The 22,733-nt window shown below is 60.2% G+C and carries 25 protein-coding genes and 1 pseudogene; 18 read left to right on the top strand and 8 right to left on the bottom strand.

Annotated elements, in window-relative coordinates:
* Positions 1-28 precede the first annotated feature (28 nt).
* Positions 29-364, top strand: coding sequence for a LysR substrate-binding domain-containing protein (locus ACJ8PL_RS06405; RefSeq protein WP_239441841.1), 336 nt, complete (start codon positions 29-31; stop codon positions 362-364).
* Here ACJ8PL_RS06405 and ACJ8PL_RS06410 read toward each other — a convergent pair.
* The gene (locus ACJ8PL_RS06410; protein WP_079449332.1) at positions 339-1,547 is read right to left on the bottom strand and encodes an MFS transporter; all 1,209 of its coding nucleotides are present in this window, start codon (positions 1,545-1,547) and stop codon (positions 339-341) included. The genes ACJ8PL_RS06405 and ACJ8PL_RS06410 overlap by 26 nt on opposite strands.
* A 228-nt stretch (positions 1,548-1,775) precedes the next feature.
* Between ACJ8PL_RS06410 and ACJ8PL_RS06415 the strand changes: the two genes are divergently transcribed.
* The 5 genes from ACJ8PL_RS06415 (at position 1,776) to ACJ8PL_RS06435 (ending at position 6,150) form a co-directional block, all read left to right on the top strand.
* Positions 1,776-2,234 (top strand): hypothetical protein, encoded by a 459-nt coding sequence (locus ACJ8PL_RS06415; RefSeq protein WP_079449331.1) that lies wholly within the window; start codon positions 1,776-1,778, stop codon positions 2,232-2,234.
* Between the two features lie 98 nt (positions 2,235-2,332).
* Entirely contained in the window at positions 2,333-2,749 is a 417-nt protein-coding gene (locus ACJ8PL_RS06420) for a DUF2000 domain-containing protein (protein ID WP_004941246.1), read from the top strand.
* 72 nt (positions 2,750-2,821) lie between these two features.
* On the top strand, positions 2,822-3,853 hold the full coding sequence (locus ACJ8PL_RS06425; RefSeq protein ID WP_397609502.1) for a LacI family DNA-binding transcriptional regulator: 1,032 nt from the start codon (positions 2,822-2,824) through the stop codon (positions 3,851-3,853).
* A gap of 186 nt (positions 3,854-4,039) precedes the next feature.
* Entirely contained in the window at positions 4,040-4,963 is a 924-nt protein-coding gene (locus tag ACJ8PL_RS06430) for a TIM barrel protein (RefSeq protein ID WP_442530973.1), read from the top strand.
* Positions 4,964-4,977: 14 nt separating this feature from the next.
* Positions 4,978-6,150 (top strand): Gfo/Idh/MocA family protein, encoded by a 1,173-nt coding sequence (locus tag ACJ8PL_RS06435; protein ID WP_442530974.1) that lies wholly within the window; start codon positions 4,978-4,980, stop codon positions 6,148-6,150.
* Positions 6,151-6,163: 13 nt separating this feature from the next.
* On the opposite strand, the gene ACJ8PL_RS06440 is transcribed toward ACJ8PL_RS06435, so the two are convergent.
* Positions 6,164-6,514, bottom strand: a complete 351-nt coding sequence (locus ACJ8PL_RS06440; protein WP_016928050.1) for a GFA family protein — start codon at positions 6,512-6,514, stop codon at positions 6,164-6,166.
* A gap of 141 nt (positions 6,515-6,655) precedes the next feature.
* Here ACJ8PL_RS06440 and ACJ8PL_RS06445 point away from each other — a divergent pair, with 141 nt between their 5' ends.
* The 3 genes from ACJ8PL_RS06445 (at position 6,656) to ACJ8PL_RS06455 (ending at position 8,809) form a co-directional block, all read left to right on the top strand.
* Positions 6,656-6,865: a hypothetical protein gene (locus ACJ8PL_RS06445; RefSeq protein ID WP_004941260.1), complete on the top strand. Its 210-nt coding sequence runs from the start codon at positions 6,656-6,658 to the stop codon at positions 6,863-6,865.
* Between the two features lie 151 nt (positions 6,866-7,016).
* The gene (locus ACJ8PL_RS06450) at positions 7,017-8,090 is read left to right on the top strand and encodes an SMP-30/gluconolactonase/LRE family protein (RefSeq protein ID WP_442530975.1); all 1,074 of its coding nucleotides are present in this window, start codon (positions 7,017-7,019) and stop codon (positions 8,088-8,090) included.
* A gap of 74 nt (positions 8,091-8,164) precedes the next feature.
* Positions 8,165-8,809: a Qnr family pentapeptide repeat protein gene (locus tag ACJ8PL_RS06455; RefSeq protein WP_015377630.1), complete on the top strand. Its 645-nt coding sequence runs from the start codon at positions 8,165-8,167 to the stop codon at positions 8,807-8,809.
* Between the two features lie 8 nt (positions 8,810-8,817).
* On the opposite strand, the gene ACJ8PL_RS06460 is transcribed toward ACJ8PL_RS06455, so the two are convergent.
* Positions 8,818-9,219 carry a hypothetical protein gene (locus tag ACJ8PL_RS06460; RefSeq protein WP_033641431.1) on the bottom strand — a complete coding sequence of 134 codons (402 nt, stop codon included), beginning with the start codon at positions 9,217-9,219 and terminating at the stop codon, positions 8,818-8,820.
* A 558-nt stretch (positions 9,220-9,777) separates the two neighbouring features.
* On the opposite strand from ACJ8PL_RS06460, the gene cspE reads away from it, so the two are divergent.
* Positions 9,778-9,990, top strand: a complete 213-nt coding sequence (gene cspE / locus ACJ8PL_RS06465; RefSeq protein WP_016928047.1) for a transcription antiterminator/RNA stability regulator CspE — start codon at positions 9,778-9,780, stop codon at positions 9,988-9,990.
* A 114-nt stretch (positions 9,991-10,104) separates the two neighbouring features.
* Positions 10,105-10,180 (top strand): annotated as a pseudogene (locus ACJ8PL_RS06470).
* A gap of 215 nt (positions 10,181-10,395) precedes the next feature.
* Here ACJ8PL_RS06470 and ACJ8PL_RS06475 read toward each other — a convergent pair.
* A complete protein-coding gene (locus tag ACJ8PL_RS06475; protein ID WP_016928046.1) occupies positions 10,396-11,073 on the bottom strand; it encodes an isochorismatase family protein in 678 nt (225 codons plus the stop codon).
* Positions 11,074-11,326: 253 nt separating this feature from the next.
* Between ACJ8PL_RS06475 and ACJ8PL_RS06480 the strand changes: the two genes are divergently transcribed.
* Entirely contained in the window at positions 11,327-11,755 is a 429-nt protein-coding gene (locus ACJ8PL_RS06480) for a universal stress protein (RefSeq protein WP_033633267.1), read from the top strand.
* Between the two features lie 315 nt (positions 11,756-12,070).
* On the top strand, positions 12,071-12,826 hold the full coding sequence (locus ACJ8PL_RS06485) for an SDR family NAD(P)-dependent oxidoreductase (protein ID WP_016928044.1): 756 nt from the start codon (positions 12,071-12,073) through the stop codon (positions 12,824-12,826).
* 44 nt (positions 12,827-12,870) lie between these two features.
* On the opposite strand, the gene ACJ8PL_RS06490 is transcribed toward ACJ8PL_RS06485, so the two are convergent.
* Genes ACJ8PL_RS06490 through puuD form a run of 4 tightly spaced genes read right to left on the bottom strand, consistent with a single transcriptional unit; the run spans position 12,871 to position 16,990 of the window.
* Positions 12,871-14,151 carry an NAD(P)/FAD-dependent oxidoreductase gene (locus ACJ8PL_RS06490; protein ID WP_016928043.1) on the bottom strand — a complete coding sequence of 427 codons (1,281 nt, stop codon included), beginning with the start codon at positions 14,149-14,151 and terminating at the stop codon, positions 12,871-12,873.
* A gap of 11 nt (positions 14,152-14,162) precedes the next feature.
* Positions 14,163-15,659, bottom strand: a complete 1,497-nt coding sequence (gene puuC / locus ACJ8PL_RS06495; protein WP_060445309.1) for an aldehyde dehydrogenase PuuC — start codon at positions 15,657-15,659, stop codon at positions 14,163-14,165.
* Positions 15,660-15,674: 15 nt separating this feature from the next.
* Positions 15,675-16,232, bottom strand: a complete 558-nt coding sequence (gene puuR, locus ACJ8PL_RS06500; RefSeq protein ID WP_016928041.1) for an HTH-type transcriptional regulator PuuR — start codon at positions 16,230-16,232, stop codon at positions 15,675-15,677.
* Entirely contained in the window at positions 16,229-16,990 is a 762-nt protein-coding gene (puuD, locus tag ACJ8PL_RS06505) for a gamma-glutamyl-gamma-aminobutyrate hydrolase (RefSeq protein ID WP_025302552.1), read from the bottom strand. The genes puuR and puuD overlap by 4 nt, the downstream gene beginning before the upstream one ends.
* 219 nt (positions 16,991-17,209) lie before the next feature.
* Between puuD and ACJ8PL_RS06510 the strand changes: the two genes are divergently transcribed.
* From ACJ8PL_RS06510 to ACJ8PL_RS06530, 5 genes are all read left to right on the top strand, one after another.
* Positions 17,210-18,628 carry a glutamine synthetase family protein gene (locus ACJ8PL_RS06510; protein WP_033638248.1) on the top strand — a complete coding sequence of 473 codons (1,419 nt, stop codon included), beginning with the start codon at positions 17,210-17,212 and terminating at the stop codon, positions 18,626-18,628.
* Between the two features lie 308 nt (positions 18,629-18,936).
* A complete protein-coding gene (locus ACJ8PL_RS06515; protein WP_016928039.1) occupies positions 18,937-20,307 on the top strand; it encodes an APC family permease in 1,371 nt (456 codons plus the stop codon).
* Positions 20,308-20,398: 91 nt separating this feature from the next.
* Positions 20,399-21,292, top strand: coding sequence for an aromatic amino acid DMT transporter YddG (gene yddG / locus ACJ8PL_RS06520; RefSeq protein WP_016928038.1), 894 nt, complete (start codon positions 20,399-20,401; stop codon positions 21,290-21,292).
* Positions 21,293-21,365: 73 nt separating this feature from the next.
* Positions 21,366-21,638, top strand: coding sequence for a hypothetical protein (locus ACJ8PL_RS06525; protein ID WP_004941292.1), 273 nt, complete (start codon positions 21,366-21,368; stop codon positions 21,636-21,638).
* Between the two features lie 179 nt (positions 21,639-21,817).
* Complete coding sequence (locus ACJ8PL_RS06530) at positions 21,818-22,690, top strand: glycosyl transferase (RefSeq protein WP_442530978.1); 873 nt, start codon at positions 21,818-21,820, stop codon at positions 22,688-22,690.
* Positions 22,691-22,733: the final 43 nt, after the last annotated feature.

Here is a 22,733-nt window from a genome sequence, read left to right on the forward strand (position 1 = left end):
GGTCAGATACAGCACCGCATCGGCGGATCTGGCCCGGCACGATTGCATTCAGTATGCGTTGCCCAGCACCGGCAGAAAAACCGCCTGGACGTTTAAGATTCAGGGCGAAAATAGCAAAGTGGACACTGCCGGACGCTGGCTTTGCCAGGAAGATTACCTCGCTACGCTGACGCTGGTGAAAAGCGGCGCCGGACTGATGCAGGTGTATCGCTTTACCGTCGAACAAGAGTTGAGCAACGGGGCGCTGGTCGAGGTTTTGAAAGATTATGCCGGCGCCTCGCGCCCCTTCATCCTGCTTTACCCTTATGCGCGCTTTGTCCCGCTGAAGGTGCGGAAATTCATCGATTTCCTGACGGAAGCGTAGCCGCCAGCGCCAATACGGCTCCTGACACCGCCGCCGCGAGCACCAGCCACGCCGGGGCCGCCCAGCCGGCCGCGGCCACGATGGCGCTCAGCGCGACCGGGCCGATCACCTGGCCGAGGTAGTTTCCCTGCATCACCAGCCCGAGGCTCAGCGGCAGCAGCGTCGGTTCCGGCGTCGCCGCCGGCGTGGCGGCCAGAATGGTGGCGGGCAGCATGCCGGCGATGGCGCAGAACAGGAAGCACAGCGGGATAAGCAGGCCGTTGGGCGTCATCGGCAGGAAAATGCCGACGCCGAAGACCCCGATCAACAGGCTGGTGGCGGCGAGCAGCGTTCTGGCGGGCAGCCCGCGCGACAGCAGCACGCCGGCGGCGAGGTTGCCGATGATGTTGGCCGCCACCGCCGCCGCGCTGATGCCGCCGGCGGCCGCGAGCGACAGGCCGATGCGCTGCATCAGAAAGATCGGCAAAAAGGTCATCACCGAGAAAAACTGCAGGTTGTAAGCGGTGAACATCAGCGCCAGCAACAGCGGCTGGCGCGCCCGCAGCATCGCGCCCAGCGCTTGCCGCAGCGGCGACGGCGGAACGTGCGCCTCGGCGGCGCGGCGGGATGTGGTCAGCGGCAGCAGCAGGGCGGCCAGCAGCGTCAACGCCGCACCGGCCTGCCAACTCTGTTGCCAACCGGCGAGATGGGGGCCGAAAAACAGTGAAATGGCGATGCCCGCCGGCATGAAGGTGCTCCAGATGCCGAACACCAGGTTGCGCTGCGCCGGGGCGACGATGCGGTTCAGCACCGCCGGCGAGGCGACCACCACGATCACGAAGCCGAGGCCTTCGACAAAGCGGCTGACAATCAACCCGCTGAAGTCGTGCAGCGTGGCGCCGGCGAAGCTGGCGGCGCTGATGATCAGCAGCCCGAACGCCAGCAGGCGCCGATCGCCCCAGCGGCGTACCAGCAGTCCGGCGGCGATGCCGCCGAACACCCCGACGAAAGGAAAGGCCGAAATGACCCAGCTTAGCGTCTCCAGTGAACGGCCAAACTCGGCCTGCAGCGCCGGCAACGCGATAGTGGCCTTACCCACGTGCAGCGCCGCCGCGATGCCGGCGAACAGCACGTTGATGACGGCCAGCCAGGGCGTGGCGGCGGGGAGAACGCGGTCGATGGCGTCCGGTTTAATCGCGGTCATAACACTCTCCGGTGGCGGCAACGCCATCACTATGCCTCTGCGCTACGGCAAAGGCCGTTCAAATGCTGCGCTATCACGTGGGGAAACTGTTCATTTCGAGCTTTATTTTGCGCGCCTCGTTGTTTGGTTCGCCAGCGTGCCGCCCGGCGTGGACGCGGGTCCCCCCGCAGCGGTTTACTGTTCCGGCACGCAGCAGGCGTGTTGAATTCATTTTATAAGGAGCAGTGTATGTCAGAGATGATGAACGAGAGTGGGGCGCCGGCCATTGAATGGAGCTATGGCGGCCGGGGTGACGATATCAGCAGCAGCCTGAGCCTCGACACGGTTGAGGAACAGCCGCAGGGTTTCTTGATGACGGTCGATCGGCCGGTGCAGATCTTTAAAGAAGCGCTGTCGCCGATGATGGCCTTTGTCACGCTGCTGCGCCCGCTGTACGCCAAGACGAGCGAAGGCTTCCAGTATGTGCCGGTTTCCAACCCCTGGACCGACGTGCAGCGCCTGCCGGCCAGCGCAGGCTATTTGGGCGTACAGGTCAACGCCGGGCTGTTCTTCCATGGCGCCAAGCCGACGCACTATAAAGACCGCGACGGCCAGATGAAACCGATCGACGGCGGCACGCTTTTGCAGAACATCACCGTGCTGCATCAGGTGGCGCAGCCGCAGGGCCCGGGCGAAGGCGGGATCTGAGGCTGAAACGTTATCACAGGGCCGGACGCGGCCCTTATCTCGCCTTGAAAACCGCCCTTGGCTTGGGTAAAAAGGGTTGTCTATTCAAGGAGAAGAGTATGTACAGCGACAACGAGAAAAAGTTTTATATCATCCTCAACCGCAATCACGAACCGGCCACGCTGTTTAACGCTTCCTGCCATCTGACGGCGGGCATCACCGATCTGATCGAACAGCGTGAGTTTCACCACTATCCGAGCAGTCTCGACGGCGTCAGCGCCAACATGAGCCACTACCCGATCGTCATCCTTCAGGCTAAAAACAGCAGCCAGCTCAGCAACCTGATCCTCAAATGCAAGGAGGAGGGCGTGCTGTCCAACTTCTTCACCACCACCATGCTGTCGCACTCCGCCGAGCAGCAGATCGCCGACACCGCCAATACCCCCTACGAGCAGCTGGATTTCGTGGCGGTGGCGCTCTACGGTGACACCGAGCAGCTTAAGCCGCTCACCAAGAAGTTCTCCGTCTACCGTTAATCGCGAACGGCGTCACATCAGGGGCGGCAACGGCTATGATATTTTTCCATCAAATCGTTGATGGAGATGAACATGAGCGGCAAGAAAACCACCATGGCGGCCATCGCCAGAGAGGCGCGGGTCGGCATCGCCACCGTCGATCGGGTGATCAACCAACGCGCGTCGGTGCGGCCCGCCACCCAGCGCCGGGTGATTGAGGCGGCGAAAAAGTTGGGGTTCGCGTTGGAGAAGTCCCACTGCCTGTCGGCGGTGCTGGGCAGGCCGGAGCGCCGCCTGAAAATGGGGTTTATCCTGCTGCGGCGCGAACACTCTTTCTATGCGCAACTGGCTGATGAACTGATGGCGCAAGCGGCGCCGTATCATGAGCCGGGTCAGCCGCCGCAGTTCATCTTCCACTCTCTCAATGCCATCGGCGACACCGCCGCCGCCATTAGCCAATTGAGCCGCCAGGTGGAAGCGATCGGCGTGCTGGCGCTGGATCACCCCCTGATCCACTATGCCGTAGAAGAAGTCGCCCAGGCGGGCATCAACGTTTTCGCGCTGCTGTCGGATTTATCGGTGCCCAGCCGCGCCGGCTACATCGGTCTGGATAATCAAAAAGCGGGCCGCACCGCCGGCTGGGCGGTGGATCGTCTGTGCCGGCGTCAGGGCGACGTCGGCGTGATCATCGGCGACAACCGTTTTACTTGCCAGGAAGCCTGCGAGATCGGTTTTCGCTCCTACCTGCGTGAGCAGATGAGCGGCCAGCGTGTGCTGGAACCGGTGCGCAGCCTTGAGGACGCGGAAACGGCGCGCCGGGTCACGCGTGAACTGCTGGCGAACCACCCGGAACTGGCGGCGCTTTACGCGCCGAGCGGCGGTGTGGAGGGCATTATTCAGGCGTTGCGAGAGAGCGGCCGGCAGCGCGACATCACGCTGGTGTGCCACGGCCCGGTGCAGGGCGGTGAAATGGCGCTGCTCGACGGCACGGTGGATCTGCTGCTGTGCCACCGCATTCCCGCATTGGCCGCCACGATCGTCGAGACGTTACTCGCCGCCGATGAACAACCGGGATTACGCCACATCATTAATCGCTTCGATGTGATCACCAAAGAAAACCTCTGACGGCCGCTGAGTGGTGTTCGCCGAGGTTAGGGCGCAGCCAGGCGCTGCCTGAATTTGATTGAAAAATATCAAATAATTTATCAAAAATAGCGCGATCTCTATCAAAAAATAAAATTTTCATTATTGATGGTTTTGGAATTTTTGTTTGATACTGCCGGCATTCCCCGCAAAAAAGGAGCCGTCGCCATGACTTTGCCTATCGCCAATGCGCCCTGCAGTTGGGGCGTGGATGATCCGAACAACCCCCATTTGCCGCACTATGCCACGGTTCTGCAAGAAGCGTCGGCGGCCGGCTACCGCAGCATCGAGCTGGGGCCGTGGGGCTATCTGCCGACGCAGAGCGAGGCGCTGTGTGCCGCGCTGGAGCAGCATCGCCTGTCGCTGGTGGCCGGCACGATTTTTGACGATCTGGTCAGCGAGGCGAACATTGAGCGCCTGCTGGCCCTGACTCATCGGATATGCCGCAACCTCTCGCGGGCGCCCAGGGCGGAGCCGACCGAGGGCGATCGCGCCGCGCCGCCGTTCTTGGTGATTATCGATTTCGGCAATCCGCAACGCGCCAGGTTCGCCGGGCGTTCAGATTTAGCGCCGCGTTTGTCGCAGGGGGAGTGGCAGAGGATGGTCGGGCACATTACGCGCATCAGCGAACTGGCCTGGCGGGAATACGGTGTGCGGCCGGTGGTGCATCCGCACGCCGGCGGCTGCATCGAGTTCGCCGACGAAATCGACCGGTTGGCGGCGGACATTCCGCATCACACCGCCGGATTGTGCCTGGATACCGGCCATCTGTATTACGCCGGGCTGGACCCGGCTGCCTGGCTGTGCAAGCACTTTGATCGTCTTGATTACCTGCACTTCAAAGACGTCGATCCGCAGGTGTTCCGCGAGGTGCTGGCGCGCGGCGTCGATTTTTTCACCGCCTGCGCCGAGGGCGTCATGTGCCCGTTGGGCAGCGGGGCGATCGATTATCCGCAGTTGCGTGCGTTGTTGGCCGAGCGCGGATATCGGGGCTGGATCACTATCGAGCAGGAGCGCGATCCGCGCAATGTGCAGGGCAGCCTGCAGGACGTCGCCGCCAGCTTGCGCTACTTGCGCGGCCTCGGCTTTTAATCAGGAGAAACACGATGATCAACGGCAGCAAACCTTTGGCGAGATCGTTGCGCTGGGGCATGGTCGGCGGCGGTGGCACCAGCCAGATCGGTTACATCCACCGTTCGGCGGCCTTGCGCGACGGCGCGTTTACTCTGTTGGCCGGCGCGTTCGACATTGACGCCGAACGCGGGTGTGATTTTGGCCGGAGTCTGGGTGTGGCGGCGGAGCGCTGTTATGCGGATTATGCCGAGATGTTCCGCGCCGAAGCCGCGCGGGCGGACGGCATCGAAGCGGTCTCGATCGCCACGCCGAACAACACCCATTACGCCATTTGCCGGGCGGCGCTGGAGGCGGGATTGCACGTGGTATGCGAGAAGCCGCTGTGTTTCAGCGTCGAAGAGGCGCAGGCGCTGGCGGCGCTGTGCGAGCGGCAGCGCAAAGTCATCGGCGTGACCTACGGCTATGCCGGGCACCAGATGATTTTGCAGGCCCGGCAGATGATTGCCGATGGCCGGCTGGGGGAAATTCGGCTGGTGAATATGCAGTTCGCCCACGGCTTTCACGCCGCGCCGGTGGAGCAGGATAATCCCAGCACTCGCTGGCGGGTCGATCCGCGCTTTGTCGGCCCCAGCTATGTGCTGGGCGATCTGGCAACCCACACGCTGTTCCTGGCGGAAACCATGGCGCCGCAGTTGAAGATCCGGCGGCTGATCTGCAGCCGGCAAAGCTTTGTGCCGTCGCGCGCGCCGTTGGAAGACAATGCCTATGTGCTGATGGAGTATCACAACGGCGCCGTCGGCTCCGTGTGGGCTTCGGCGGTCAACTGCGGTTCGATGCACGGCCAAAAGGTGCGCATTGTCGGTGAAAAGGCCAGCCTGGAGTGGTGGGATGAACAACCCAATCAGCTGCGCTTCGAAGTGCAGGGCGAGCCGGTGCGGATCCTGGAGCGCGGCATGCCGTATCTCGCCGCGTCGGCGCTGGCGGACGATCGCATCGGCGGCGGCCATGCGGAGGGGCTGTTTGAAGCCTGGTCGAATCTCTACCGCCGCTTCGCGCTGGCGATGGACGCCACCGATCGGCGCGGCGCAGCCTTCCTGGCCGACTTCTGGTACCCGGACGTGCAGGCCGGCGCGCTGGGCGTGAAGTGGGTGGCGCGCTGCGTGCAATCCGCCGAAACCGACGCCGGCTGGGTCGCCTTCGACTGAGCGAGCGATTCGCTCAGACGCTGGCCCCGTCGTAGCTGTGGATCTGTAACGCATCCAGCGCGACGTCCGGCACGCAACGCAGGTTAACGGCGCACATCGCGGCGCCGTCTGGCGCGGTGCCGTAGGCGAAGGGCTGGGCTCCGCAGACTCGGCAGAACTGATGGCGGATCCTGTGGTGATTGAAAGTGTAGGTGCTTAGCTGGTCCTGACCGCTGTTGAGCGTGAAAGCGCTGATGGGGAAGAACGACAGCAGCAGCCCTTTGCGGCGGCAAATCGAACAGTTGCAGCTGAGGGCTTCGGTCGGCAGTTCGGCGTCCACGGTAAAGGTGACGGCGCCGCAGTGGCAGCTTCCCTGGAATGACATGGCGATGATCCTGTAACAGGGGAGAGTGTTTGCCCAGTATAGTGCAATTTATCGTCACTCGGCCGCGCCCGGCCTGGTTTCCTTAGTAAATGCACGGTTTTCTGGTAGGTTAGAGGTTAACGTCATCAAAAGGAGATCGCGATGTTAGAACATTACTATCCGGCCAATATGGGCGCCGAACCGGTCACGGACGAACAGCACAAACGGCTGGTGGCGGTGCAGGCGGCGCTGGAACTGATCAAGGCCACGCTGTCGGATACCAACGACGGCAACGGCGTGGACTTCCAGCTGAAGGCGGCGGAAAAGCACATCGGCCCGATGGCCGACGCCATTCAGGAAGCCCTGAAGTAACGGTTCGCCGTCACGTCAACCGCCCGTCTCGGGCGGTTTTTTTGCGCTGATTACTGCGATTTTTTTAGTGGCGCATTGCCTTTTTCCCGGCTGGTGCCGTGAGCGGCGCGATCCTACTCTAGCGATCCGAGTCCTCATCAGGGTCATGCTCATGTTCCGCTTCAGCTTCTTTTCTTTCTTATTGCCGCGCCGCCGACGCGTCACCCAGTTGGCCGGCGCAGCGCTGTTGTTCAGCGGCGTTATGCAGGCGCAGGCCACGCAACGCATCGAGTTTTCGCCGGACCCCGCCGGCGCCTACCCTGAGGGCATCGCCTGGAATGCACGCGCCGGTGCGTTCCTGATTTCCTCTCTGCGCGGCGGGCAGCTTGGCCTGGTCTACCCGGATGGCCGCTATCGGCGGTTTTCCACCGGCAAGGGGCTTATCACCACCTCCGGCATGCTGGTGGACGCCGAGCGCAACCGGGTGCTGGTGTGCAACGAAGACGTGGGCGTGTCCCGCAACTCTGCCGCTGGCACGCGCAATCGCGTGGCGCAGGTGCTGGAGTTCAATCTCGATACCGGCGCGCTGCAGCAGACGTACGATCTTTCATCGCTAAGCCATGGGCTGACGCTGCCCAACGATCTGACGCTCGACGCGCAGGGCAATATCTACGTGACCGACAGCTTCCAGCCGCAGATTTACAAGATCGACCGGAGAACGCGCCAGGCGTCGATTTTGGTGCGCTCAGCGCGCTTGATGCCGGCCGACGCACCCGCCGCTGCGCAGGGCACGCGGCCTTATCTCAATGGCGTGGTGTATCACCCGGATGGCTACCTGATTGCCGCGGACTACACCCGCGGGCTGCTGTGGAAGGTGACGTTGGAGAACGCGCCGGCGGTCAGTGAAATCAGGCTGCCGCAGCGGCTGAAAGGGCCGGACGGGCTGCGGCTCAAAAACGCCCATGAATTGGTGATCGTACAGTCTTTTCCGGATGAAAAGGGGAGCATGTCCGGCGACGTGTCACTGCTCTCCTCGGCCGACGGCTGGGCCAGCGCGCGTATCGCCGCGGTCGCCGCGCCGCCGGGATTGGATGGGCCGACCGGCGCCGCGCTGCGGGATGGCGAGGTGTGGGTCGTTAACTCCCGTTACCCCCGGCTGTTTGCCGACGTCGCTCAGGCGGAAAGTACCAAGACGTTCAGTATCGTCAAGGTGGCGTTCAAACCGGCCGCGGCGGATGGCCGCTGATCGACGGCGATTGCCAACCGCGCCGGAATAGGATTAAATGCGCACTGACTGTATAAATAAACAGGTGTGCTGCGATGAGTCTGATGTTGAAGGGTGAAAAGATTGACCGTAACCGCTTTACCGGCGAGAAGATTGAAAACGGCAGCTTTATGCTGTGCGATTTTTCGGGCGCCGATCTGACCGGTACCGAGTTTATCGGCTGCCAGTTTTACGATCGCGACAGCCGACAGGGCGGCAATTTCAGCCGCGCGATACTGAAAGACGCCAGCTTCAGAAGCTGCGATTTGTCGATGGCCGACTTCCGCCATGCCAGCGCTCTGGGGGTGGAGATCCGCGAATGCCGCGCGCAGGGCGCCGATTTTCGCGGTGCCAGCTTTATGAACATGATCACCAGCCGCACCTGGTTTTGCAGCGCCTATATCACCAAAAGCAACCTGAGCTATGCCAACTTCGCCAAGGTGGTGCTGGAGAAATGCGAGCTGTGGGAAAACCGCTGGCACGGCGCGCAGGTGCTCGGCGCCAGTTTCAGCGGTTCCGATCTGTCCGGCGGCGAATTCTCCGGTTTCGACTGGCGTGCCGCCGATGTCACCCAGTGTGATTTGAGCAACGCGGAACTGGGCGAGTTGGATTTGCGTACCACCGATCTGCAGGGCGTCAAAATGGACAGCCACCAGGCCGCGCAGCTGCTGGAGCGGCTGGGGATCGCAATCATCGGCTAAGGGAATGGCTAACGCGACGGTTGGGCAAATAAGCGATTGGAGGCTTTCTCTGCGTCCACGGGAATACGGCGTTGCATTACCGGGATAGTGAAGCGGGGATCCTGTGAGAGGTGGCGAGCCTGCTCGTTGAGCGGCACGACGGCGATCGCCAGATTGTCGTTGGCCTGCATGACGCCTTCCTGTTCGAACAGGGCGAACACCGGCGTGTCGCGCGCGTTACCCAATGAGCAAGCCGAAATCCAATAGTGCCCGTCTTGGGCAAATTTACACTGCGCCGTTTGCGGGCTAATTGCGCTGATTTGTTTGGCAATCAAGGCATTCGCGTTTTCCACATAGCTTGGTGGTGCCGGCTGGCAGCCTGCCAAACTGAGCGTCAGTGCAGCTAGCGTCAGTGTTCTTTTGCCCATCATAGCCATCCTTGAGGTCATTTCCTGTAAAGTAAAATAATTATCCTAACAACGATAATGCACCAGTGTCGAGAACAGATTGATTTATTAAGCTTTTGTTTCTCTTTCATGACGATTAAGCGGTTTTCTTCAGTGTTATAGCAGGGAGTGGTTTCGCGTGAAGGGAAGAGCAGAACGCGGAATCGGCGGCTGTTTGCGCGTTCATGATCGGCCCCGGCGCGGCGAGTCCAATCGTTCGTTATTTTTCACCCCGAACGCCGCGCAGATAACCCTGAGCTGGCGGCAGATGCAGGCGGTCCTTTGCGGTAATAAATTTATGAGCCATATGAATATAATTTAAAATATATCTTGCTTAAATAATTTAGCTGTGTGTAAATAGCGTCATCGGTTTGTAGTTCAGACCTTATGAAAGCAGTTTTAGTAAAGCAGTTCTCAGTATTAGCGATATCCCTCAGATACCTCTTCTTCCGCGAATTCTCTTCTCTAGTGCCCCATAAGTTTCCAATAAAAACAGACCTCTATCGCCCTATGGCGTCGCAAAAATATAAAGGAAATATCTCTATGACCAATAAAATGACGGGTTTGGTAAAATGGTTTGATGCAGGTAAAGGCTTTGGCTTTATCACCCCGGCAGACGGTGGCAAAGACGTGTTTGTACACTTCTCCGCTATCCAGAGCAACGATTTCAAAACGCTGGACGAAGGCCAACAGGTTGAGTTCACTATCGAAAATGGCATGAAGGGGCCTTCTGCCGGCAACGTGGTCGCGTTATAATTTTCGGCCGAGGTGCAATTTCTTACGACAGCGATGATGGTTTAAGCCGGAGCAGTTAAGCAATGAAATCCTCAGCCTGAATAAACTCCGGGTTTGCCCGGAGTCTTTCTCGATACGTCATTAGCTCAGCAGGAAGAGCGGCAGCGAAATTATTCGTTGGCGGACTGGGGTTCGATTCCTCGATGACGTCCAATAATTAATGATTATTGGCAACAGAAAAACAGATTGCCGCAGAATTAATAACGCCGCGTTTCAGTCTATTTTTCTGTTGTGAAAAAGTCGCGCTTAGGCTGCGTAATGTTGGAGTGTGGGATGGACGCTTACGCCATAACATGACAGCCGGGAAAGTCACCGGCACACGATTAATAGCCCCGGCCTTGGCCGGGGTTTTTTATGCCCGCGATCTTAACGCTGCGAGTCCAGCAGTTCGTTGTTTTTCACCACGTCCTGCGCCTTGAGGTAGCTCTCGATCAGCAACTGATAGGCTGGGAAGATTTTGGTGTAAACCTCGGCCCATTGCTGAGCGTCGGCGCGGTTCCAGCTGCCCTGCAGCTCCGAGGCCACTCCGGCGGTGTCGATCGGCACCACGCCGGCCTGCACCACGCGCGCCAGGGTGATTTCCTGCGCCATTTTTGAGTAGGTGCCGGAGGCGTCGATCACCGCGAAAACTTTATAGCCTTCGGCCACTGCGCTGATGGACGGGAAGGCCATGCAGACGCTGGTGATGGTGCCGGCGATGATCAGGGTCTTTCGGCCGGTGGCCTTGACCGCCGCCACAAAGTCCGGGTTGTCCCAGGCGTTGATTTCCCCTTTACGGGCGACGTATTGCGCGTGCGGCGCATTCTGGTGAATTTCCGGGATCAGCGGGCCGTTGGGGCCCTGCGGTACCGAGGCGGTGGTGATCACCGGCAGTTTGCTTAGGGTGGCGATGCTGGCCAGGGCGGCGGCGCGGGCGCGCAGTTCGGTCATCGGCATATCGGCGACGGTCTGGAACAGGCCGCTCTGGTGGTCAATCAAGAGCATGACTGCGTCATTAGCATCAATAACAGGACGCTGGCCGTTGAAGTTGGCTGGAGTGCTCATGGTGTTTTCCTTTTCTCGTCGTGAGGTCAGTAGGTATCTTCTTTGATTGATAAGGCTGAAACTCAGCACTTGCATACAGTGTAGAGCCGAGAGAGAAATCCGGTAGAGCCTGAAGTCGGGATGCATCGTTCCATAAATGGAACGACACTGCAGCAGGCGAGGAGGCCGGCGCTGGGCTAAACTTAAGGTGCATGAGAAACATGCGGCAAGGAGCGCCATCCTGTTTACGGATCTGACGAGGAGGGCCGCCATCATGGCTTATCGGCATATCGTTGTCGCCACGGATCTCAGCGAAGACGCCGAGTTCCTGCTGGGCAAGGGCGCCAGACTGGCCGCCGCGCTCAATGCCAAACTTTCCCTGATCTATATCGACATTCATCGCGCCGGTTATTACGTCGATCTGGGCGTGGGAGATTACAACTACACCGATCGCACATTTTCGGAGCGGGTGAAGAATATGCTCAATGCGATCAAAGGGCAGTCGTCCTATCCGGTCGAAGAGGTGATCGTCAGCCGCGGCGCGTTGACGGAAGAGCTGAACCGGGTGGCGAAGGAAAAAGGGTTCGACCTGGTGATCTTCGGCCACCACCACGATGTCTGGAGCCGGCTGGTTTCTTCGGCGCGCCAGGCGATCAACGAACTGAACGTCGATCTGCTGGTTGTCCCCATCGAGAAAAAATAGTCGCGGCCGCCTGCGGGCGGCTGCCGTTTTCCATTCGTATCGCTTTTCTCTGGGTGAAGATAACCGCATACCTGCAATAATCCCGCTTGCTGACAATCCGCCCGAAAAATAGTGACTGACCGCAATTTTATTTTCTCCATCAATATGTTGGCCAAAATCCGATAAAGGTTAATCCAGCGCATTGAAATCACTGCCATACCTCATTTGGGTTAATAAACCGCACGTTTTGACTGGCTCTCCGCGGAGGGGCGCCTTATCCTCGGGGTAATGAGATTTGTATGACTTATATAAATACGTTCACATGGAGGAGGTCTCATGCGTTTTGACAATAAAGTCGTGGTTATCACCGGTGCAGGCAATGGCATGGGGGAAGCGGCGGCGCGGCGTTTCTCAGCCGAGGGCGCGATCGTGGTGCTGGCCGACTGGGCCAAGGAAGCGGTAGACAAGGTCGCAGCTTCGCTGCCGAAGGGCCGAGCGATGGCGGTGCATATCGATGTGTCCGATCACGTCGCGGTTGAAAAAATGATGAACGAGGTGGCGGAAAAACTGGGCCGCATCGACGTCTTGCTGAACAATGCCGGCGTGCATGTGGCGGGCAGCGTGCTGGAAACCAGCATCGACGACTGGCGTCGCATCGCCGGGGTTGATATTGACGGCGTGGTGTTCTGCTCCAAATTCGCCTTGCCGCACCTGCTGAAGACCAAGGGCTGCATCGTCAATACCGCGTCGGTGTCCGGCCTGGGCGGCGACTGGGGCGCGGCCTATTACTGCGCGGCGAAAGGCGCGGTGGTCAACCTGACGCGCGCCATGGCGCTCGATCACGGCGGTGACGGCGTGCGCATCAACTCGGTCTGCCCGAGCCTGGTCAAAACCAACATGACCAACGGCTGGCCGCAGGAGATCCGCGACAAGTTCAATGAGCGCATCGCGCTGGGGCGTGCGGCAGAGCCGGAAGAGGTGGCGGCGGTGATGGCGTTCCTGGCCAGCGACGACGCCAGCTTTATCAATGGCGCCAACATTCCGGTCGATGGCGGGGCGACCGCCTCGGACGGCCAACCGAAGATCGTCTAAGCGTTAACGCACAGGCCCGGCCAGGATGACCGGGCCTGTTGTTTTTAGACGCCGATGCGGTCGCGCAGCGTGTAGTAGGCCGCGCCGATGGCGGTGAACGGGATCTGCAGATTGCGTCCGCCGAAGAACGGCAGGTGCGGCAGTTTGGCGAAGGCGTCGAAGCGTTCGGCGTCGCCGCGCATCAGCTCGGCGATCAGCTTGCCCGCCAGATGGGTGCAGGTCACGCCGTGGCCGCTGTAGCCCTGCATGTAGTACACGTTATTCTCCAGCCGGCCGAACTGCGGCATGCGCGACAGCGTCAGCAGGAAGTTGCCGGTCCAGCGATAGTCGATACGCACCCCTTTCAGCTGCGGGAAGGTCTTCAGCAGCTTCGGCCGGATCAGGTTATCGATATCGTCCGGATCGCGCGCGCCGTACACCACGCCGCCGCCGTACAGCAGGCGATGATCGGCGGTGATGCGGTAGTAATCCAGCAGGTAGTTGCAGTCCTCCACGCAGTAGTTCTGCGGGATCAGCGCCTGCGCGATCTCCGGCGCCAGCGGTTCAGTGGTCACCACCTGAGTGCCGCACGGCATGCTGCGCTTGGCCAGCCGCGGCTCCAGCTTATCGCCCAGATAGGCGTTGCCGGCGACGATGACGAAACGCGCCTTCACCTGGCCGTTGGCGGTGCTGATGAGCGCCGGTTCGCCGTGGCGGATGTTCGTCACCGCCGATTGCTCGAAGATGCGCCCGCCCTGCAGGCGGATCGCCTCGGCTTCGCCCAGCGCCAGATTGAGCGGATGGATGTGGCCGCCGCTGTGATCGAGCAGCGCGCCGACGTAACGATCGCTGGCGATCTCCTGGCGCACCCGGTCTGCGTCGAGCAGCTCAAGCTGGGTATTGCCGTAGCGCTCCCAGTTGCGTTTTTGCTCGATCAGCGCATGGAACTGCTTGTTGTTCAGGGCGGCGAAGATGCCGCCGGGGCGGTAGTCGCAGTCGATGGCGTAGCGGCTGATGCGGCTGCGAATGATCTCCGCGCCTTCGAACATCATGCTGCCGAGCAGGCGGGCGCTTTCCGCGCCGTAACGCTCTTCAATCACATCGATGTCGCGGCTGTAAGAGTTGACCAACTGGCCGCCGTTGCGGCCGCTGGCGCCGAAACCGATGCGCGCCGCTTCCAGCACCACCACGTCGTAACCGGCTTCCACCAGGAACAGCGCGGAGGAGAGGCCGGTATAGCCGCCGCCGATCACGCAGACGTCGCATTCGATCGATTCATTCAGTTGCGGATAGGGCTGATGTGCGTTGGCCGTGGCCGCATAGTAGCTTTTTACGTGTTCAGTCATGAGATAAGCCCTTATTCCAGCGAGATCCAGGTGGTTTTCAATTCGGTGAACTTGTCCAGCGCATGCAGCGATTTGTCGCGGCCGTTGCCGCTCTGCTTGTAGCCGCCGAACGGCACGGTCATATCGCCGTCGTTGTAGTTGTTGACGAACACCGTGCCGGCCTTCAGTTGGCGCGCCATGCGGTGCGCGCGCGCCAGATCGCGGGTCCAGACCGCGGCGCCGAGGCCGTAGTCGCTGTCGTTGGCCAGCTGCAGCGCCTGTTGCTCGTCGTCGAAGGCGGTCACCGCCAACACCGGGCCGAAGATTTCATCGCGCGCCACGCTCATGGCATTGTCCACCTGGGTGAGGATGGTCGGCCCCAGATAGCCGGCGTGGTCGCCCTGCGGATGGTCGCGCCCGTCGAGGAACAGCGCGGCGCCCTGGCTCAGCCCCCGATCGATATAGCCGGCCACTTTCTCGCAGTGGCCGCTGTCGATCAGCGTGCCCATCACCGTGTCGGGATCGAGCGGATCGCCGGGCATGAAGGTCGCCGCGTGTTTGCGCAGCGCCTGCAGGAACGCTTGCTCAATGCTCGCTTCGACCAGCAGGCGAGTGCCGGCGATGCATACCTGCCCCTGATTATAGAAGATGCCGGCGGCGGCGCTGCGGGCGGCCTGATCCAGATCCGGGCAGTCGGCGAAGACGATGTTGGCGCTTTTGCCGCCGGCCTCCAGCCAGACGCGCTTCATGTTCGATTCGCCGGCGTAAATCATCAGCTGTTTCGCCACCAGGGTGGAGCCGGTAAAGGTGAGGGCGTCGACGTCGCGGTGCAGCGCCAGCGCCTTGCCGGCGTCGTGGCCATAGCCGGGCACCACGTTCAGCACGCCGTCCGGCAGTCCGGCCTGCTGAGCCAATTTGCCGAGCAGGATGGCGCTCAGCGGCGATTTTTCGGAGGGTTTAAGCACCACGCTGTTGCCGGCGGCCAGCGCCGGGCCGAGTTTCCAGCAGGCCAGCAGCAGCGGGAAGTTCCAGGGCACGATGGCGCCGACCACGCCGATCGGCTCGCGCTCGATCAGCGCCAGCGCCTCGCGACCGGTGGGGGCGATTTCGCCGTACACCTTATCGATCGCTTCGGCGTACCAGCGGATGCAGCGGATGGCGCCCGGCACGTCGTCGCGCAGGCTGTGACGAATGGGTTTGCCGGTGTCCAGCGTTTCCAGCAGCGCCAGCTCTTCATGATGCTGTTCCATCAGATCGGCGAAGCGCAGCAGCGTGGTTTTGCGCTGCGCCGGGGCGGCCTGGGCCCAGTCGCCGCGTTCAAAGGCGGCGCGCGCCGCGCTGACCGCCCGATCGATGTCGGCGGCTTCGCCGCGCGCGACCTGCGCCAGCTCGCGGCGGCCGGCGGGATCTTCCACGGCGAAACGTTTCCCCGCGGCGGCCGGCTGGTAGCGGCCGTCGATAAACAGCTGGTGCTCAATCTTCAGGGCCTGCGCCCGTTGTTGCCAATACTGCAAATGGTGAAAGTTCATGCCTGGCTCCGTTGATCAGAATGTCGTCGGCGTATGGGCGCTGATAATCCGGCAAATGCGCGCCGACGTGTTGCTGAAACTGTGGGGGATGCCGGTATTGATGGCGTAGCTCTGCCCGGCCAGCAGGTGATAGCTCTGGCCGTTGACCTGCAGCACCACTTCACCCTCCAGCAGCGTGCCGATCTCTTCCCCTTGGTGTTTGATGCGCTCGCCGGTGGTGGTGCCCGGTTCGTAGGTCTCGATCATCATCGCCAGCGTGCGGTTCGGGTCGCCGTTGTGGATCAGCTTCATCGAAACGCCCTGGCTGCCGATTTCGATCAGGTCGTCGCTGTCTATCACGATCTGCGGCTCAGCCGGTTTTTCCGGCTCGGCGAAAAACGCCGACAGCGACAGACCATACACCGTCAGCAGCTTTTGCAGCGTGCTGATGGCCGGGCTGACCTTGTCTTGCTCGATAGTACTGATGGCGCTGTGGGTTAACCCAGACAGTTCGGCGACCCGGCGCTGCGACAACCCTAATTGTTGACGGATCTGCGACAGACGTTTTCCCGGTGCCAAGCTGACGTCGCTCATGGGCGTTTTTCCTTTTGATAGTTCCGACAGGCGGTGATGAAACCATCAAACAACAGGCGCGACAGGGCGTACTCGTCGCTGTTCCACTCCGGGTGCCACTGCACGCCGAGCGCGAAGGGCTGATCGCGCACGCTGATCGCCTCCACCAGCCCGTCAGCGGCGTGCGCCTCGATGCGAACGCTCGCGCCCAGGGTTTTGGCGCCCTGGCCGTGCAGCGAGTTCACCCAGAATCTGTTGCAATCCGGTATCAGTTGCGAAAGCAGCCCCCCTTCCTGAACGATGACCTCGTGGGCGGGGGCGTATTGCTGTTCCAGCGGCAGGTCGTGATCTTCACGATGCTCCAGCAGCTCGGGCAGTTCATACAGGCGGCGATGCAGGGTGCCTTGAGTGGCGACCACCATTTCCTGCATGCCGCGGCAAATGGCGAAAAGGGGAATGCGCCTGTCGAATGCCTGGCGGATCAGCGCCAGGCTCAACGCGTCTCGACCAGGATCGGCGTCAGGCTCATCGCCGTTTTCACCATAAAGGTGCGGCTGCACATTACTGGGGCTGCCCGGCAGCAAAATGCCGTCGAGGCGCGGCAGCAGTTCCGCCAGCATTTCCGGCTCCGCCAGCGCGTGCGGCAGGGCGATCGGCAAGCCGCCGGCGGTGATAACGGCATTCAGGTACTTTTCTTGCAAGGTCTGTGTGAGGTGCCCGTTTAACCTATACCTGCACATGACGACGCCAATGACTGGTCTGTTAAATATATTGTCCATGCTATCCCCTTGGTACGTTCGAAATTATGAACGATAAGCTTCTCCACCGCCGATTTCGTTCAATATTCTATAAATCTAGCAGTCGATTGGGCAATATTCAAACCAAAAGTAACACTTGCAAAACAAATTTGTTTCATCTACGTTTCATTTGTGGGCATTATATTGAACAAGACGGTCAATAAACATCGACGACAGCAAAACACAAACGGCGGGTGAATCATGCAGACCAACATCGTAGAAGTGGAAAACTTTGTTCAGCACAGTGAAGAGAGACGAAGTAGCGCGTTCCAGCGCGAAGTGAAGAAGTATTTGGAACGTTATCCGTTAACCCAACATGTCGACGTACTGTTGACCGATCTGAACGGCAGCTTCCGCGGCAAACGCATCCCGGTCGGCGGCCTGAACAAACTGGAGAAGGGTTGTTACTTCCCGGCGTCGGTATTTGCGATGGATATTCTCGGCAACGTGGTGGAAGAGGCCGGGCTGGGGCAGGAGTTGGGCGAGCCGGATCACGTGTGCGTGCCGGTGCCGGGCACGCTGACGCCGTCGGCGGCGGACCCGCAATATATCGCGCAGGTGCTGCTCACCATGCTGGATGAAGATGGCACTCCCTTTGACGTTGAACCGCGCAATGTGCTGAACCGAGTATGGCAGCGTTTGCGTCAGCGCGGGCTTTCCCCCGTGGTAGCGGTAGAGTTGGAGTTCTATCTCATCGATCGTCAACGCGACGCGGAAGGCTATCTGCAGCCGCCGTGCGCGCCGGGAACCCAGGAGCGCAACACCCAAAGCCAGGTGTACTCCGTCGATAACCTGAACCATTTCGCCGATGTGCTGAGCGAAATCGACGAGCTGGCGCGTTTGCAGGGCATTCCGGCGGACGGCGCGGTGGCGGAGGCGTCGCCGGGGCAGTTTGAAGTCAACCTGCACCATACCGATGATGTGCTGCAGGCCTGCGACCATGCGCTGGCGCTGAAACGGCTGGTGCGCATGGTGGCCGAGAACCACAACATGCAGGCCACCTTTATGGCCAAGCCGTATGAAGAGCACGCCGGCAGCGGCATGCACGTGCACATCAGCATGCTGAATGCGCAAGGCGACAATGTGTTCGCCGACGACGACGGCGAGGATTCGGCGCTGCTGAAACAGGCGCTGGCGGGCATGATCGCCCTGATGCCGTCCTCGATGGCGCTGCTGGCGCCGAACGTCAACGCCTATCGCCGTTTCCAGCCCGGCATGTATGTGCCGACCCAGGCTTCCTGGGGGCATAACAACCGCACCGTGGCGCTGCGCATTCCCTGCGGCGATCGCGACAATCACCGCGTGGAGTATCGCGTGGCGGGCGCCGACGCCAACCCTTATCTGGTGATGGCGGCCATTCTGGCGGGCATCGTCTACGGCCTGGAAACCGCATTGCCGCTGCCTGAGCCGGTGACCGGCAACGGGCTGGAGCAGGACGGGCTGCCGTTCCCGATCCGCCAGAGCGACGCGCTGTACGAGTTTGAACATCAGCCGGTGCTCAATGCGTTGCTGGGCGAACGCTTCAGCCATGTCTACCTGGCCTGCAAAACCGACGAACTGGTGCAGTTCGAGCGCCTGATCACCGAAACCGAAATCGAGTGGATGCTGAAAAACGCCTGATCCCGCTCACCCAACGACTACCGCGCGCGCCCGGCGCATTTCATCGGCTCTCCTGTAGCCCGTGAGGCTGCGCGCTGCGGTACAGCATTTCTTCTATCACGGCGTACAGGACGCCGACGAGGAAATAACCATGACTCAGCCATTCCCATGCGCAGACGTTTGCCTGTGCCGCAGTGCCTACGGGCCGGTCGCCGGCCGCCCGACAGTGACCCCAACCCGCTTTTCCCGCCGCCTGAGCAGCAGTTTCCCCGCGGCCTCTCTGAATGACGTTGCACGGTTGACAGCAGAGGACCAAAAGGGGAAACGCCATGACGATTAAAACCATCGACGGCGGTCCGGCGGGCAAACCGCAACTGCGCAAATCCCTCAAGCTGTGGCAGGTGGTGATGATGGGCCTGGCCTATCTGACGCCGATGACGGTGTTCGATACCTTCGGCATCGTCTCCGGCCTTACCGACGGCCATGTGCCGACCTCCTATCTGCTGGCGCTGGCCGGCGTGTTGTTCACCGCCATCAGCTACGGCAAACTGGTGCGCCAGTTTCCCACCGCCGGTTCCGCCTACACCTATGCGCAGAAGGCGATTAACCCGCACGTCGGTTTTCTGGTGGGGTGGTCGTCGCTGCTGGATTATCTGTTCCTGCCGATGATCAATACGCTGCTGGCGAAGATTTACCTGACCGCGCTGTTTCCGGAAGTACCACCCTGGGTGTGGGTGGTGGGCTTCGTGATCCTGATCACCGCCATCAACCTGAAAAGCGTCAATCTGGTGGCCAACTTCAATACCCTGTTCGTGCTGGCGCAGGTGGCGATCATTCTGGTATTTATCTACCTGGTGGTGCGCGGCCTGCACAACGGCGAGGGGATGGGCACGGTGTGGAGCCTGCGGCCGTTCCTCAGCGAGAATGCGCACCTGCTGCCGATCATTACCGGCGCGACCATCCTGTGCTTCTCGTTCCTCGGTTTTGACGCGGTCACCACGCTGTGCGAGGAGACGCCCGACGCCGCCAAGGTGATCCCGCGCGCCATCTTCCTGACTGCGCTGTACGGCGGGGTGATCTTTATCAGCGTGTCGTTCTTTATCCAGCTGTTTTTCCCGACCATTCAACGCTTTCACCAGCCCGACGCCGCGCTGCCGGAGATCGCGCTGTACGTCGGCGGCAAGCTGTTCCAGTCGATCTTCCTGTGCGTGACCTTTATCAACACGTTGGCCTCCGGCCTGGCGTCGCACGCCAGCGTGTCGCGCCTGCTGTATGTGATGGGGCGTGACAATGTGTTCCCGGAGAAATTCTTCGGCTATATCCACCCCAAATGGCGTACGCCGGCGCTGAACGTACTGATGGTCGGGCTGGTGGCGTTGTCGGCGCTGTCATTCGATCTGGTGACCGCCACGGCGCTGATCAACTTCGGCGCGCTGGTGGCCTTTACCTTCGTTAACCTGTCGGTGATCAGCCACTTCTTTATTCGCGAAGGGCGCAACAAAAGCTGGAAGGATCGCTTCAACTTCCTGTTCCTGCCGTTGGTGGGGGCGCTGACGGTGGGGGTGCTGTGGCTGAACCTGGAGAAAAGCTCGCTGACCATGGGGCTTATCTGGGCGACGCTGGGCTTCGGCTATTTGGCCTGGCTGACCCGACGCTTTCGCCAGCCGCCGCCGCAGTTGGAGCGGCAACCGCAGCAATAAATTCACAGGCGGGAGTTTCCCGCCTTTCTTTTTGGCACGTGCGGCAGTAGAGTGAAAAACCTGATAAAAAATAACCTATTGGACCTGCCTTATGCCCGCTTTGCCCTCGCGTACCCGCGCCACGTTGTTCGGTTTATTGGCCATTGTGCTGTGGAGCAGCGTGGTCGGCCTGATTCGCAGCGTCAGCGAAGGGCTGGGGCCGATCGGCGGTGCGGCGATGATCTACAGCGTCAGCGCGGTGTTTTTGCTGGTGGCGCTCGGCGTGCCGAAATGGCGCAGCTTTCCACGGCCTTATCTCATCGTCGGCAGCCTGCTGTTCGTCAGTTACGAGATCTGTCTGTCGCTGTCGCTCGGCTACGCCAATACCCGCCTGCAGGCGATAGAAGTGGGCATGATCAACTACCTGTGGCCCTGTTTCACCGTGCTGATGGCGCTGGCGATCAACGGCCAAAAGGCGAAATGGTGGCTGCTGCCGGGGCTGCTGCTGTCGCTGTTCGGCATCGGCTGGATCATGAGCGGCGAGGGCGGCTGGTCACCGGCGCAGATGCTGGCCAACGTGCGCAGCAACCCGCTCAGCTACGCGCTGGCCTTCAGCGGCGCGGTGATTTGGGCGCTGTATTGCAACCTGACCAAGAAGATTGCCCGGGGCAGCAACGGCGTGGTGCTGTTTATCGTGCTGACCGCGCTGGCGCTGTGGCTGAAGTACGCCTTCAGCGCGGAAAGCGGCATGCAGTTCAGCGTCGGCGTGACCGTGACGCTGCTGTGCGCCGGGGTGGCGATGGGGGCGGGGTATGCCGCCTGGAACGTCGGCATTCTGCACGGCAACATGACGCTGCTGGCGACCGTCTCCTATTTTACCCCGGTGCTCTCGGCGGTGTTCGCCGCGCTGGTGCTGCACACCTCGCTGACCGCCAGTTTCTGGCAGGGCGTAGCGATGGTCACACTCGGCTCGCTGATCTGTTGGCGGGCAACTCGCGGAAATTAACGGAAATTATCCGCTGTCGTCGCAATGTTGAACTAGAATTTAACTAGCCATGTTGCCTGAAGGAACGACGACGATGAGAAGCGACATTCAATTTATTCAACAGCCTGAAATCGACGTGCATCACTATGAGCGCGGCGATACCGTTCGCCTGACCACGGCGAATTTGCGACATGAATATCAGCTCGACGTTTATATTTTGCGCCGCGACGATAAGCTGATTTACGGCTCGGTCGTCGCGGCGGCGCCCAAAACCGATATTCCGGTCGCCAGTTGGGAGGTGAAAAACGGCGAAGAGGTGGCGTTCCGCCAGGAAAACATCGCCAAGGCGGTGCCGGCGGTGAACTGACGCGCAGCGATTATGGCGCGATTACGCTGAATGACGGTTAATAAATTAAAGAAATCAATTTATTGTTTCCACTGGCTGCGCTTTTTGAAGATGAGAAAGCATTTTATTTGCCATTAGGAGACCTTTGAAATTATTGGTAACATATGCGGGTTATATAGCGTGTTATAGGGATATATTTTATGACTCCACCTGCGGATGTTGCGCGAGTTTTTATCGGGTGTGATCCAAATGATTGCGATTTGGAACAGATGATGGTTTTGGAGTACAGCTTGCGTAAGCATGCTTCAATACCTGTTCAAATTGAGTGGATGCGTTTGTCGCGAGACCCTGCCAGTCCCTGGTATTCTCAAAGTGGCGGCGAAGGTTGGACCACCGAGCGTTGGGCAACGCCGTTCTCTGCATTTCGCTGGGGCATTCCCGCTTTCTGTAACTTCCAGGGTCGGGCATTTTACTCCGATGCGGACGTGCTGTATCTCTGTGATATCGCAGAGATTTGGCATCATCCGATGAAGGAGGGCACTGCCATTTTGGCCGCGGGTTCCGGCAACGATCTGCGCTTGGGGGAAATGCTGTGGGATTGCGAGGCAGCGGCGCGATTCTTGCCGCCGCTGGATGAGTTGCGCCGTGATCCATTGGGGCATAAAAAAATGCAGCGGTTCTTTGAAGAACATCCCGAGTTCGTCGAGCCGTTGAAACCGGAATACAGCAATCTGGATGGTGACGACTTGCCGTTGGAAGCATTGAAGGCGTTGCATTACTCGGATATGAGCAGCCAATTTTCCCACCGTTATTCGCTTCCCAGACTGCGGGCTGAAAGCCGCAAGCATTGGTTTGATGGCAAGATCCGCAGCCATTATCGCGATGATCTGCGCGAGCTGTTCGAACAATACTATCGCGAAGCGCTGCAGGCCGGTTATACCCTGGAACGGTACCGGAATGTGCAGTTATTCGGCGGTTTCAATAAGCAATCTCAGAAAAAATATGACGGCAATCCGATTACGCGCAAGAAACAACCTTTTTTGCGCCGCTTCTTGAGCGGTTTGCTGGATTAGTCGATCTTTCCCTCCCAGGGAGTTTGTCGCGCGCTGGCGCCTG

Origin of the sequence: Serratia sp. CY83965 (assembly GCF_052166375.1) — a bacterium.
GTDB lineage: Bacteria > Pseudomonadota > Gammaproteobacteria > Enterobacterales > Enterobacteriaceae > Serratia > Serratia marcescens.